The organism is Cryobacterium sp. AP23, assembly GCF_054075385.1.
On the sequence record NZ_CM133415.1, the window covers coordinates 3,629,082 to 3,641,167 of the forward strand.

At 69.3% G+C, this 12,086-nt stretch carries 13 protein-coding genes; 6 read left to right on the forward strand and 7 right to left on the reverse strand.

Translation table 11 applies throughout. The features are described 5' to 3' along the window. The first annotated feature begins 6 nt into the window (after nucleotides 1-6). Nucleotides 7-579 (forward strand): PH domain-containing protein, encoded by a 573-nt coding sequence (locus tag ACU5E9_RS17140; protein ID WP_456811099.1) that lies wholly within the window; start codon nucleotides 7-9, stop codon nucleotides 577-579. Here ACU5E9_RS17140 and ACU5E9_RS17145 read toward each other — a convergent pair. After that, nucleotides 538-1,083 (reverse strand): GtrA family protein, encoded by a 546-nt coding sequence (locus ACU5E9_RS17145; RefSeq protein WP_456811100.1) that lies wholly within the window; start codon nucleotides 1,081-1,083, stop codon nucleotides 538-540. The two genes, ACU5E9_RS17140 and ACU5E9_RS17145, sit on opposite strands and share 42 nt — an antisense overlap. 32 nt (nucleotides 1,084-1,115) lie before the next feature. Here ACU5E9_RS17145 and ACU5E9_RS17150 point away from each other — a divergent pair, with 32 nt between their 5' ends. Genes ACU5E9_RS17150 through ACU5E9_RS17160 form a run of 3 tightly spaced genes read left to right on the forward strand, consistent with a single transcriptional unit; the run spans nucleotide 1,116 to nucleotide 4,266 of the window. Continuing rightward, nucleotides 1,116-2,357, forward strand: coding sequence for a 5-(carboxyamino)imidazole ribonucleotide synthase (locus ACU5E9_RS17150; RefSeq protein ID WP_456811101.1), 1,242 nt, complete (start codon nucleotides 1,116-1,118; stop codon nucleotides 2,355-2,357). Between the two features lie 8 nt (nucleotides 2,358-2,365). Next, complete coding sequence (gene purE / locus ACU5E9_RS17155) at nucleotides 2,366-2,905, forward strand: 5-(carboxyamino)imidazole ribonucleotide mutase (RefSeq protein WP_456813566.1); 540 nt, start codon at nucleotides 2,366-2,368, stop codon at nucleotides 2,903-2,905. Then, entirely contained in the window at nucleotides 2,902-4,266 is a 1,365-nt protein-coding gene (locus ACU5E9_RS17160; protein WP_456811102.1) for an LCP family protein, read from the forward strand. Before purE ends, ACU5E9_RS17160 begins: the two co-directional genes overlap by 4 nt. 104 nt (nucleotides 4,267-4,370) lie before the next feature. On the opposite strand, the gene ACU5E9_RS17165 is transcribed toward ACU5E9_RS17160, so the two are convergent. The 3 genes from ACU5E9_RS17165 to rfbB are packed head-to-tail and all read right to left on the reverse strand — an operon-like array spanning nucleotide 4,371 to nucleotide 7,370. Beyond that, the gene (locus ACU5E9_RS17165; protein WP_456811103.1) at nucleotides 4,371-5,516 is read right to left on the reverse strand and encodes a glycosyltransferase family 4 protein; all 1,146 of its coding nucleotides are present in this window, start codon (nucleotides 5,514-5,516) and stop codon (nucleotides 4,371-4,373) included. Beyond that, nucleotides 5,513-6,367, reverse strand: a complete 855-nt coding sequence (gene rfbD / locus ACU5E9_RS17170) for a dTDP-4-dehydrorhamnose reductase (protein ID WP_456811104.1) — start codon at nucleotides 6,365-6,367, stop codon at nucleotides 5,513-5,515. Before rfbD ends, ACU5E9_RS17165 begins: the two co-directional genes overlap by 4 nt. A gap of 16 nt (nucleotides 6,368-6,383) precedes the next feature. Further along, nucleotides 6,384-7,370, reverse strand: coding sequence for a dTDP-glucose 4,6-dehydratase (gene rfbB, locus ACU5E9_RS17175; protein ID WP_456811105.1), 987 nt, complete (start codon nucleotides 7,368-7,370; stop codon nucleotides 6,384-6,386). 76 nt (nucleotides 7,371-7,446) lie between these two features. Here rfbB and ACU5E9_RS17180 point away from each other — a divergent pair, with 76 nt between their 5' ends. Both ACU5E9_RS17180 and rfbA read left to right on the forward strand, forming a co-directional pair. After that, complete coding sequence (locus tag ACU5E9_RS17180) at nucleotides 7,447-8,055, forward strand: dTDP-4-dehydrorhamnose 3,5-epimerase family protein (protein WP_456811106.1); 609 nt, start codon at nucleotides 7,447-7,449, stop codon at nucleotides 8,053-8,055. Nucleotides 8,056-8,058: 3 nt separating this feature from the next. Then, nucleotides 8,059-8,925 (forward strand): glucose-1-phosphate thymidylyltransferase RfbA, encoded by an 867-nt coding sequence (gene rfbA / locus ACU5E9_RS17185; RefSeq protein ID WP_456811107.1) that lies wholly within the window; start codon nucleotides 8,059-8,061, stop codon nucleotides 8,923-8,925. Nucleotides 8,926-9,100: 175 nt separating this feature from the next. Here the strand turns inward: rfbA and ACU5E9_RS17190 are convergent, their stop codons facing one another. From ACU5E9_RS17190 to ACU5E9_RS17200, 3 genes are read right to left on the reverse strand one after another with little or no spacing between them, the layout of a single operon-like run. Beyond that, entirely contained in the window at nucleotides 9,101-10,069 is a 969-nt protein-coding gene (locus ACU5E9_RS17190) for an NAD-dependent epimerase/dehydratase family protein (protein WP_456811108.1), read from the reverse strand. After that, entirely contained in the window at nucleotides 10,066-11,082 is a 1,017-nt protein-coding gene (locus ACU5E9_RS17195) for a glycosyltransferase (RefSeq protein ID WP_456811109.1), read from the reverse strand. The genes ACU5E9_RS17190 and ACU5E9_RS17195 overlap by 4 nt, the downstream gene beginning before the upstream one ends. Before the next feature lie 40 nt (nucleotides 11,083-11,122). Next, nucleotides 11,123-12,031: a glycosyltransferase family 2 protein gene (locus ACU5E9_RS17200; RefSeq protein ID WP_456811110.1), complete on the reverse strand. Its 909-nt coding sequence runs from the start codon at nucleotides 12,029-12,031 to the stop codon at nucleotides 11,123-11,125. Nucleotides 12,032-12,086: the final 55 nt, after the last annotated feature.

Consider the following 12,086-nt stretch of genomic DNA (forward strand, 5'->3'; position numbering starts at 1 on the left):
GGGGGTATGACCAACCCAGCCAGCACCAGCCCCGCGGCCCAGCCCCCGGCGCCGCCAGAGGTGGTCGTCGCGCGCCTGCGTCCGCACGGCCGCGCGCTGTTCTGGCCCACCCTGGTCCTGTTCGGCGTCTGCGGGGTCACCGGCTACTACTACGGCAGCCTGGCGGAGCCGTGGCAGAACACGCTCCTCCTCGCCGGGAGCGCGGCGGTGGCGCTGCTGTTGTGGTTCCTGCCGCTGGTGTCCTGGCTGACCCGGCGGTACACGATCACCACCCGGCGCATCATCTTCGTGCGCGGCGTCTTCGTGCGCACCCGGCAGGAAGTGCTGCACAGCCGGGGCTACGACGTGAGCGTGCGCCGCAGCTGGCTGCAGGCCCTGTTCCGGTCCGGCACCGTGCGGGTCAGCACCGGGGGCGACCACCGGCAGGAGCTCCGCGACGTGCCGGATGCCGCCCTGGTGGCACGGGCGCTGCAGGACCTCTGCGAACAGGCCCGGATCCGGCAGGCGCGCCTGGCGCAGGGCTACGGGACGGACCCGTCAGCGCTCGGTGACCAGGGTTCCTTCTGGACGGGCCGGTAGCCGAAGCGATCCCGTCGCGGCGGTCGCGGGCTGCCCGGCGGGCGCGTTCCGCCTGGTCGGCGAGAACACCCAGTATCGGTAGAGCACGAAGCGGAAGACGGCGCCGAGCAGCAGGCCGACCACGTTCGAGGAGATGTTGTCGGCCAGCACGCTCGTGTAGCCGAGCACGTAGTGGCTCACCCACAGGCAGGCCAGGCCGATGCCCATGCCGGCGAGGCTGACGGCGAAGAACTCCAGCCCCTCCCGCAGGGTCTGCGATTGGCGGTCCTTCGAGAAGGTCCAGTACCGGTTGCCCACCCAGTTCGCCAGGATGGCCAGGATCGTCGAGACCACCTTCGCCCAGATCGGCCCCGCATCCACCGCGTCGGGGGAGAAGACCGTGGCCCGGAGCAGGTTGAAGACCGTGACATCCACGGCGAAGCCGACGAGCCCGACCATGCCGAACTTCGCGAGCTGCGTAGCGAACGCGAACACCCGGTGCCTGCTGACCGTTATTCTCGACATGTATCCGTCCGGCCGATGGTTGAAAATGGAACATGGAGCGAGAACTGCGCTTCCTCGAAGTCTACGACGCGGCCGAATCCCGAGGCTGGGAGTTCCCAGCCCACCGGGTGAACGCTCGCACAGAAATTGGTGAACAGATGAGCACGATCGTTGGTGTGATCGGCGGCGGTCAACTGGCCCGCATGATGATCCCCGCCGCGGTGAATCTCGGCCTCGACCTGCGGGTGCTGGCCGAAGCCGACGGAATGTCGGCCAGCCTCGCGGCAGTGTCGGTGGGCGACTACCGCGACCTGGCGACGGTGCTCGCGTTCGCCGAGACCGTCGACGTCGTCACCTTCGACCACGAACACGTTCCGCAGGTGATCCTCCGGGAACTCGTCAGCCGCGGCATCACGGTGCACCCCGGACCGGACGCCCTGCTCTACGCCCAGGACAAGCTGCTCATGCGTGAGCGCCTCACCGAACTCGGGCTGCCCGTCCCCGACTGGGCCCGGGTGCAGGACGCCGACGAGCTGGCCGACTTCCTCGCCGACCACGGCGGCCGCGCCGTCGTGAAGACCGCCCGCGGCGGCTACGACGGCAAGGGTGTGCGTGTCGTCGGGCACGCCCACGACGCCGACGACTGGTTCCAGGCCCTCGCCGAAGACGCCAACGGCGGCGCGCTCCTGGTCGAGGAACTCGTCGACTTCCGCCGTGAACTGGCCCAGGTCGTCGCCCGGCGCCCGTCCGGCGAACTGGCCATCTGGCCCGTCGTGGAGACCGTCCAACGCGACGGCGTCTGCGCCGAGGTCATCGCTCCGGCCCCGAAATCGGCCGGCCGGATCAGCGACGTCGCCGCCGAGATCGCGGAGCGCATCGCTGAGGGCATCGGGGTGACCGGTGTGCTCGCCGTCGAGCTGTTCGAAACCGTCGACGGCCGGCTGCTGGTCAACGAGCTCGCGATGCGCCCGCACAACAGCGGGCACTGGTCGATCGACGGGTCGACGACGAGTCAGTTCGAGCAGCACCTGCGCGCCGTGCTCGACCTGCCGTTCGGCGGGACGGGCCTGTGCGAACCGTGGTCGGTGATGGTGAACATCCTCGGTGGCCCGGTCGAGGGCAGCATGGCCGACCGGTACCCGGCCGCCTTCGCGGACCAGCCGACGGTCAAGGTGCACAACTACGGCAAGGACCCCCGGCCGGGCCGCAAAATCGGCCATGTGACGGCGACCGGGGCCGATCTGGACTCGGTCACCTACCAGGCGCGTGCCACTGCGGCGTTTTTTCAGGACTGAAGCCTAAGATCGTCTCCGTGCCAGACAACCCCGTGACTCCCGAGCCCGAAACCGCACCCGCCATCCTCGTCGGTGTCGTGATGGGGTCTGACTCCGACTGGAACGTCATGAGCGACGCCGCCCTGCTGCTTCGGGAGTTCGGCGTCGGCCACGAGGTGCAGGTCGTGTCGGCGCACCGCACGCCCGAGAAGATGATCAGGTACGGCCAGGATGCGCACGGGCGCGGCCTCAAGGTGATCATCGCCGGTGCCGGTGGTGCCGCGCACCTGCCCGGCATGCTCGCCGCCGTCACGACGCTGCCCGTCGTCGGAGTGCCCGTGCCGCTCGGCCGCCTCGACGGCCTCGACTCGCTGCTGTCCATCGTGCAGATGCCGGCCGGAGTGCCCGTCGCAACCGTGTCGATCGGTGGCGCCCGCAACGCCGCGCTGATCGCGGTGAAGATCCTGGCGACAGCGGATGACGCGCTGCGCCTGAAGCTGGAGGCGTACGCCGCCTCCCTGGCGGAGCAGGTGGAGCAGAAGAACACGGCCCTGCAAGCGAAACTATGAGCAGCGCCAGCAGCCCGATCCGGTACCCGAATTCCGGTTCCAGCCAGCTCATGACCCGGCGAGCCTGGTGGCTCGTCGTCCTCAACATCGTCATCCCCGGCTCAGCCCAGGTGCTCGCCGGCAACCGGGGGCTGGGCCGGTTCGGCCTGCGGGCCACGCTGGGTTTCCTCGTCCTGGTCGTGCTCGCCGGGCTGCTGTACGCGGTCAACCCTGAGATTATGCTCACGATCGCCACGAACTCCTTCGGCCTGTGGATCATCGCCGCCGTGATGGTGTTCTACGCGGTGGTGTGGGCCGTCCTGACCTTCGACACCATGCGCCTCGTGCGCCTGGTGAAGGCCCGGCCCAAGGCCCGCCCGTTCATCGCCGGGCTCGCGACCGTTGCCCTCGTCGCGGTGGCCGGCACGGCCGGCTACGGCGCCTATGTGGCCACGACGGCCAGCGGTTTCCTGGCCTCGGTGTTCGCCGCCGGGCCCTCGGAGCCGCCCGCCGACGGCCGGTACAACATCCTGCTGCTCGGCGGCGACGCCGGCGCCGACCGGTTGGGCCTCCGCCCGGACAGCACCTCGGTGGTCAGCATCGACGCCGACACCGGCAAGGCCGACATCATCGGCCTGCCCCGCGACCTCGGCTACGTGCCCTTCCCCGAGGGGTCGCCGATGCACGAGGCCTACCCGAACGGCTACGGCTACAACGGCACCTGCGACGTGGATGTCTGCCAGCTCAACTCGATCTACACCGAGGTGGAGCTGAAGAGCCCGGAGATGTACCCCGACGCGGTGGCGGAGGGCAGCGAGCCGGGCATCGAGGCCATGCGTGACGCCGCCAGCGGCGTCACCGGGCTCACCATCCAGTACTACGTGCTGATCGACATGCAGGGCTTCTCCCAGCTGATCGACGCCCTCGGCGGTGTCGACATCAACGTGGCCGAGCGGCTGCCCATCGGCGGCCAGCTGGACGACCTCAGCGACGTCGAGGGCTGGGTGGAGCCGGGTCAGCAGCACATGGACGGCTTCACCGCCCTCTGGTACGGCCGCGCCCGGCACGGCTCCAGCGACTACGACCGGATGGCGCGCCAGCGCATCCTGCAGGAGGCGATCCTGCAGCAGTTCAACCCGGGGAACGTGCTCACCAAGTTCCAGGGCGTGGCGCAGGCCGGTGAGCAGGTGGTCAAGACCGACGTGCCGCAGGGCATGCTCGGGTACTTCACCAACCTCGCGACCAAGACCAAGGGACTCCCGGTCGGCGCCGTCGAGCTGGTGCCGGACAACGGGGTCGACCCGGTGGACCCGGACTACGACTACATCGCCGGCCTGATCGACGCGGCGCTCAACCCCTCCTCGGAGACCCCGGCGCCCTGATCAGCGCCGCTGAGCGCAGCCCGGGCGGCGCCCGCGCCCGCTCTAGCGGGCGCGGTCCGCCGCCAGTGGCGCGGTGAGCCGTGCTGGGGGCGGTGCGGACCGGGTTAGAGGTCGGCGTGCAGCTGCCAGACGCGCTCGGCGGTGTCCCGCCAGGTGAACGCCTTGGCCCGGTCGCTGCCAAAGATGCGCAGCCGGTCGGCCAGCTCCGTGTCGCCCAGCACCCGGTCGATCGCCGCGCCGAGGCGCTCCGGGTAGCCGGCCGGGTCGTCCCGCTCCACGGTGAAGCCCGCGTCGCCGCCGGCCTCGACCAGGGCGGGGGCATCCGAGTGGATGACGGGGGTGCCGAACGTGAACGCCTGGATGATCGGCAGGCCGAAACCCTCCTCCAGGCTGGGGTAGACGAACACCGACGCCCGCGACATCACCAGCGCGAGTTCCTGGTCGGTCAGGTTGTTCAGCGACCGCACCCGGTCCGGCGCCAGGCCGGCCTCGTCGGCCACCGAGGCGAGGGTGAGCTCGCCCCAGGAGTCCGGTCCGAGCACGAGCAGGGGCAGCTCGGACGCGCCCGGCCGGGCGAGCGCCTCGATGACCGCGGTGACGGCGCGGCGCGGTTCGAGGGTGCCGGCGGTGAGGATGTACTCGTCCGGCAGGCCGAGCGTGGTCGCCAGGGCCTCGGCCGCGGCGGAGTTCGTCGGCAACCGCAGGCCGCTGCTCACGGCGCCGCCGATGACGCGCACCCGGTCGCCGAAGTCCATGATCTCGCCGAGCTGGCCGGCCAGGGCGTGGCTGGGCACGACGATGGCGTCGGCGTGCTTGCGGGCACGTTTGAGCATCAGCTTGGCGCGGGCGACGGTGGTCGGGGTCAGCGACTCCGGATGCGTCCAGGCGAGCACGTCGTGCACGGTCACGGCCACCTGGGTCTCGTCCCTGGCCCGGTCGTGCCGGCGCAGGGGCGCGAACAGCCCGGGTGCGTGCACCAGGCCGTGGCCGGCCGAGGTGGCCACGCCCAGCTGCCAGGCGGCGGTGAGCTCCCGCCGGGCCAGCGCCATCTTGTGCAGGCCGGCGAGGCCGGGCAGCGCCTGGGTGATCTGCTCGTAGTTCTCCGCCGTCGTGGCGGAGACGATGCCCTCGACCACGCAATCGGTCGGGGCCGTGCTGATCAGCGACCGGGTGAGTTCCTCGGTGTACCGGCCGAGCCCGCCGGGGACCGGTGAGACCAGCTGGTCGACGATGACGCGGAGGGTGATCATGACGGGGTGAAGGCGCCGTGGGTGGCGGCGTCGGCCAGGGCCTCTGTCCAGTCGCGCATGGGGGAGAGCCCGGCGGTCGCCCAGGCGTCATGCCCGAGCACCGAGTAGGACGGCCGCGGTGCGGGTCGCACGAACTGGCTCCCGTCGGTGGGCAGTACCCGTTCCGGGTCGAGGCCGGCGCTTTCGAACACGGCGCGGGCGAAGCCGAACCAGTTGGTCTGCCCGGCGTTGGTGCCGTGATAAATCCCGGCGGGAGCATCCGCGTCGAGCATGGCCACGATCTGCGCGGCCAGGTCGACCGTCCAGGTGGGCTGGCCGAACTGGTCGGCGACGACGGAGACGGTGTCGCGGCCGGCGGCGAGGGTGAGCATGGTGCGGCCGAAGTTGGGCCCGTTGGCGCCGTAGAGCCACGCGGTGCGCACGATGTAGCTCCCGGCCGGGTTCTCGGTGAGCACGAAGGCTTCGCCCGCGGCCTTGGTGCGGCCGTACGCGTTCAGCGGGTCGATCTCGGTGTCTTCGGCGTACGGCGTGGTGCCGGTGCCGTCGAAGACGTAATCGGTGGAGATCTGCACCAGCTTCGCGCCGACCGCCGCGGCCCCGATCGCCAGGTTGCGGGGACCGAGGGCGTTCACGGCGTAGGCGACGGCCTCGTCCTCCTCGGCCTTGTCCACCGCGGTGTACGCGGCGGCGTTGATGATCACGTCGTGGCCGGTCACGGCCTCCCGCACGGCGGCGAGGTCGGTGATGTCCAGCTCGCTGCGGTCGACGGCCGTGACGTCACGGCCGTCGAGGGCGTCCTGCAGGTCGCGGCCGAGCATCCCGGCCGCGCCGGTGATCAGATAACGGGTCATGTCGGTTAGGCGCCGGTCAGCTCAGGGCCGCGCGGGCTTTGAGGGGTTCCCACCAGGAGCGGTTGTCGCGGTACCACTGCACGACGTCGGCCAGGCCCTGTTCGAAGGGGACCTCGGGGGAGTAGCCGAGTTCGGCCTGGATCTTGGAGATGTCCACGGAGTAGCGCAGGTCGTGGCCGAGGCGGTCGGCGACGCGGTCGACGTAGGAGAAGTCCTTGCCGGTGGCGTCCAGGAGCAGCTGGGTGAGTTCGACGTTGGTCAGTTCGGTGCCGCCGCCGATGTTGTAGATCTCGCCGGCGCGGCCGCGGGTGAGGACCATGGCGATGGCGCGGGTGTGGTCGTCCACGTGCAGCCAGTCGCGGATGTTGTTGCCGGCGCCGTAGAGGGGCACGTGCAGGTCGTCGATGAGGTTCGTGACGAACAGCGGGATGACCTTCTCGGGGAAGTGGTACGGGCCATAGTTGTTCGAGCACCGTGTGATCGACACGTTCAAATCGTGTGTGCGGTGGTAGCTGCGGGCGAGCAGGTCGCTGCCGGCCTTGGATGCGGAGTACGGCGAGTTGGGCTCGAGGGCGCGTTCTTCGTTCCAGGAGCCTTCAGCGATGGAGCCGTAGACCTCGTCTGTGGAGACGTGCACGAACCGGGGCAGGTCGTGGCGGAGGGCCGCGTCCAGGAGCTGCTGGGTGCCCAGGACGTTGGTCTCGACGAAGATCGACGCGTCGCGGACGGACCGGTCGACGTGGGACTCGGCGGCGAAGTGCACGACCGCGTCCAGGCCCGGGAACAGGGTGTCGAGCAGGGCGCCGTCGCGGATGTCGCCGTTGACGAAGCTGTAGCGGGGGGAATCGGCCACGGGGGCCAGGTTCTCCAGGTTGCCGGAGTAGGTGAGGGCGTCCAGGACGACGACCTCAGCGCCCTCCAGGCCCGGGTAAGCGTCTTGCAGGGTACGGCGAACAAAGTTCGAGCCGATGAACCCGGCGCCGCCGGTGACGAGGATCTTCATATATATACGTGACCATTCCGTTTGCGTAAAGGTGCCTACGCGATTGTACTGGACACGCATTGCTAGGCTGGCAAACGTGCAGATTCGTGAACTCTCCGTGCCCGATTCCTACGAGGTGACCCCGAAGCAGTTCGGTGACGACCGGGGAGTGTTCCTCGAGTGGTACCGCTTCGACAAGCTGAGCGAGGCGGTCGGGCACCCGCTGGACCTGCGGCAGGCCAACACCAGCGTGTCCAGCCGCGGTGTCGTGCGCGGCATCCACTTCGCCGACATCCCGCCGGGGCAGGCGAAGTACGTCACCGCCACGCACGGTGCGATCATCGACTTCATCGTCGACATCCGGGTCGGCTCGCCCACCTTCGGCCAGTGGGACTCCGTCCTCCTCGACGACGTCGACCGGAAGGCCGTCTACCTCTCCGAGGGCCTCGGGCACGCGTTCGTCGCCCTGACCGACAAGGCCACCGTGAGCTACCTGGTCTCCTCCACCTACACCGTCGGCGCCGAACACGGCATCAACCCCCTCGACGAGGAGGTCGGCCTGATCTTCCCGTCGTCGGCCGGTGAGCTGCTGCTCTCCCCGAAGGACACCGACGCGCCCAGCCTCGCCGAGGCCGCCGCGAGCGGACTGCTGCCCACCTGGGACGCCGCCCGCGCCTACTACCAGACGCTCAACGAACGGAACTGACCCATGCGCGGAATCATTCTCGCCGGAGGCTCTGGCACTCGCCTGTGGCCGATCACCAAGGGCATCTCCAAGCAGCTGATGCCCATCTACGACAAGCCGATGATCTACTACCCCTTGTCGACGCTGATGATGGCCGGCATCCGCGAGGTCCTCATCATCACCACCCCCGAGTACAACGACCAGTTCAAGGCGCTCCTCGGCGACGGCAGCGACCTGGGCCTGAAGCTCGAGTACGCCGTGCAGCCCTCCCCGGACGGCCTCGCCCAGGCGTTCACCATCGGTGAGGAGTTCATCGGCGACGACAGTGTCGCCCTGGTCCTCGGCGACAACATCTTCCACGGCGCGGGCCTGGGCACGGCGCTGCGCAACAACGCCGACATCGACGGCGCCCTGATCTTCGCGTACCACGTGTCCAACCCCACCTCCTATGGGGTTGTCGAGTTCGACGATGACTTCACCGCCGTCTCCATCGAAGAGAAGCCGGTCAAGCCCAAGAGCAACTACGCCGTGCCCGGCCTGTACTTCTACGACAACTCCGTCGTCGAGATCGCCAAGTCGATCGAACCCTCCGCCCGCGGTGAGCTGGAGATCTCCACCGTCAACGAGCGCTACCTCAACCAGGGCAACCTGCACGTGCAGGTCCTGGACCGCGGCACCGCCTGGCTGGACACCGGCACCTTCGAATCGATGATGCAGGCCTCCGAATACGTGCGCGTGATCGAAGACCGCCAGGGCCACAAGATCGGCTGCATCGAAGAGATCGCCTGGCGCGCCGGCTGGATCGACGACGCCCAGCTCGCCACTCTCGCCGCCCCGCTCGCCAAGAGCGGCTACGGCGTCTACCTGAACGGCCTGCTCAAGACCGACTAGCAGCAGTACCGACCTGCCGCCACAGGCCCCGTGGATCGCTCCGCGGGGCCTTTTGTGTGCATAACTCCTGCAATTCTCGCCGCACGGGTGCAACGGCCCCGGAATCACGCGGGCGTGCGTCTGGGCGGCACAATTCTGCAGGAGTTATGCTCGCCACCGGCGGGGGAGCGGAGTGTCAGCCGCCGGACTGGATGTGGGCGAGGACGTCGTCCATGGTCGCCTTGATCCCCGCGGGCAGGCTGGTCAGCTGGCGCCGGTCGAGATCGGGCCACACCGTCGAGGTGATGCGCAGGTCCAGGCCCTGCATCGACGCCTCGGCCGAGTAGCCGAGCATCACGTTCGGCTGGCCCTTGGCCAGGCTGCGGATGTGGCCGAGCAGGTTGCTGATGGTCACGGCCTGGCCGGAGGCGAGGTTCTTCACGACCTCGGTGCGGCCGGCCTCGGCCGAGACGGCATGCAGCCGGTCGACGCAGTCCACCACGAGTTCGGCGCAGTCGCGCACGAAGATGTAGTCCCGCATGGTCTCCAGCGGGACGAAGATCGAGGCCGGCTTGGGGGAGAACTGGGCCTTGGCGAGGTGCGAGATCAGGCCCTGCATCTTGCCGAGCTTCTGGCCCGGACCGTACAGGTTGGCGATCCGGCCGGCCAGGACCGAGACCGAGGACGACCGGGAGAACTCGAACAGGCTCGCTTCGGCGTCGAGCTTGAACCGGCCGTAGCCGGAGATCGGCACGGGCGTGCTGGTCTCGTCGAACGGCGGATGCGCCGACCCGCCGTAGACGCCGCCGGCGGAGGACGCGTAAAACACCGCGCCGCGCGCCGCGGTGCCGACGGCCCCGGCGGCGGTGCGCACGGCGTCCAGCACCAGCCGGAGCTGGTGCAGCTCCTGACTGATGGCGGCCGGGGGAGTCGAGGTGACGGCATTCCCGGCCAGCCAGAGCACGACCCAGTCCGCGGAATCCGTGGCGGCGGCGCGCAGCAGCCGCTCAGCGGTCGCCGAAGCCGACGCGACCAGGGCCGTGTCGTCCTCCCACGGCAGCGGTTCCGCGGGCAGCAGGACCCAGTCGTTGCGTCGACCGATGGCTGCGGAGGTGGCGCTACCGAGCAGCCCGCGGGCGCCGATCACCCAGGCATACGTCGTCACTGGACGGCTTTGTGCGTCCGCCCGAGAGGACCATCCGCCGGGTCGGTGGTGATCAGGTAAGGCGGCTTGCCCATTGCCATGTTCACGTTGATGCCGATGTACTCGGCGATGATGCCGAGGGAGAAGAGGATGAAGCCGGCGCTGAGCAGCACGAGCACACTCAGAGAGGCCCAGCCCTGGATCGCGATGTCGCCGGCAAGCCGCTGGATGAAGATCACCACGGCGAACACGACGCCCACGAGCGCGAAGACCACGCCGAGGCCGCTGACGAGGCGCAGGCCCCGGGTTCCGGTGGTGAGGATCATGCGCCAGAAGTGCGAGAACAGCCGTCGGGCCGAGTAGCCGCTGGAACGTTCGCCCTCTTCGCGGAGTTCGACGGGAGAGGTGGTCACGCGGGCGGCGACCCAGCCGATGGCCACGTCGAGGTACACGCCGCTGCCGGCGTACGCGGCGACGCTGCGGCCGATGTTGCCGAGCATCAGCCGGTAGCTCTGATAGTCGGCGGCCGCACCGGAGCCGGACAGCTTGGTGAGCAGGTACTTGGCACCCTTGGAGGCACCGTTCCGCAGGGCGCCGTGCGGCGCGGGGTTGGTGGGCTTGGCGTAGACGACGCTGGCCTGCTCGCGCATGGCGGTGTCGAGCATCCCGCCGATGGCCTGGGGGTCGTGCTGGCCGTCCTCGTCCAGGGTGACGATCCAGTCGCCGCCGGAGGAGGCCATGCCGGCCAGGGTGGCGGCGTGCTGGCCGAAGTTCTTGCTCAGCCAGATGCCGCGGGCGAACGGGTACCGTTCGGTGATGCCGCGGATGATCGACGCGGAGTTGTCCGGGCCGTGGTCGAAGACCAGCAGCACCTCTTCAACCTGGAAGGTGTAACCGTCCGGGGTGATGCTCACCCGGGTCAACGGTTCGATCTCGTCGAGCACGCCTTCGAGGGTGCGTTCACCCTGGTAAACGGGGATGACGATCGAGATGCTGTGTTCGGCGACGTCGGGTTCTGCGGAGGGGAGTGTCACGGGTTCAGAACCTACCACACGGCCCGTTTCACCGGCCGGGTCAGGCGCTTGCTGCTGCATCCGCCTTCACCGCCTTCGACATGCGTCGGCCGAGCCAGACATAGGCGAGCCGGCGCACCTGGGCCATCACCCGGGCCCGGGTGTTGCCGATCAGCCGGTCGGACTTCGATACGACGTCGGGCCGGGTCTCGGCCATCCAGTTGTGGAAGCCCATCGCCTGGGCGGCCTGCTCGGCGACGAGGCGCACGCTCCACTGGCTGTCCGAGATGCGGAAACCGGCGAGGCTGCCGGGGACGCCGACGAACTTGCCCTCCAGCAGCACCCGGGAATAGGAGGCCTGGTCGATCAGGTACGGCCAGCGGGAGTCCCACCAGCCGGTCGTCTCCAAAACGCTCCGGCGCATCAGCACGCAGCCCGGCTCGCCGAAGATGTTGGTGCCCTGCGTGACGCTCTTGCGGATGGCGACGGTGCCGTCGTGCACGCCGGTGAGGCCGGCCAGGCCGCGGTTCTTGATCACGGGCACGCTGTTGGCGTCCACGATGTCGCGGGGGGAGGCGGCCAGCACGGCGCCGGGCTCGGCGACGAGCGCGGCCACCTGCTGCGCCACGATGGTGGGGTAGAGCAGGTCGTCGCCGCAGACCAGCTTGATCAGTTCGCCGGTGGCCGCCTGGCTCACCCGGTTCCAGTTGCGCAGGGCCCCGCCGCCGGCTTCGGTGTGCAGCAGGGTGACCCGGGGGTCGCTGCGGTAGCGCTGCATGACCGTCCAGGTGGTGTCGGTGGACGCATGGTCGGAGACGATCACCTCGAGGTTGGTGTAGGTCTGGCCGAGCACCGACTTCATCGTCTCGTCGAGGTAGTCCGCATTGTTGTACGCGGGAATGACAATGGAGACGAGGGGCTCGTCAGCTGCGGCGGGGGTGGGGCCGGAGGGCTGCGCGTGAATGCTCATATGTAGGTGGTTGCTCGTTTCGTTGGGGAAACTACCCCACCACGATACCCGCTGG

Excerpts from the sequence above, each read along its gene's own strand:
- ACU5E9_RS17140 (WP_456811099.1), top strand. The coding sequence starts at position 7 with ATGACCAACCCAGCCAGCACCAGCCCCGCGGCCCAGCCCCCGGCGCCG.
- ACU5E9_RS17145 (WP_456811100.1), bottom strand. The coding sequence starts at position 1,083 with ATGTCGAGAATAACGGTCAGCAGGCACCGGGTGTTCGCGTTCGCTACG.
- ACU5E9_RS17150 (WP_456811101.1), top strand. The coding sequence starts at position 1,116 with ATGGAGCGAGAACTGCGCTTCCTCGAAGTCTACGACGCGGCCGAATCC.
- ACU5E9_RS17160 (WP_456811102.1), top strand. The coding sequence starts at position 2,902 with ATGAGCAGCGCCAGCAGCCCGATCCGGTACCCGAATTCCGGTTCCAGC.
- ACU5E9_RS17165 (WP_456811103.1), bottom strand. The coding sequence starts at position 5,516 with ATGATCACCCTCCGCGTCATCGTCGACCAGCTGGTCTCACCGGTCCCC.
- rfbD (WP_456811104.1), bottom strand. The coding sequence starts at position 6,367 with ATGACCCGTTATCTGATCACCGGCGCGGCCGGGATGCTCGGCCGCGAC.
- rfbB (WP_456811105.1), bottom strand. The coding sequence starts at position 7,370 with ATGAAGATCCTCGTCACCGGCGGCGCCGGGTTCATCGGCTCGAACTTT.
- rfbA (WP_456811107.1), top strand. The coding sequence starts at position 8,059 with ATGCGCGGAATCATTCTCGCCGGAGGCTCTGGCACTCGCCTGTGGCCG.
- ACU5E9_RS17200 (WP_456811110.1), bottom strand. The coding sequence starts at position 12,031 with ATGAGCATTCACGCGCAGCCCTCCGGCCCCACCCCCGCCGCAGCTGAC.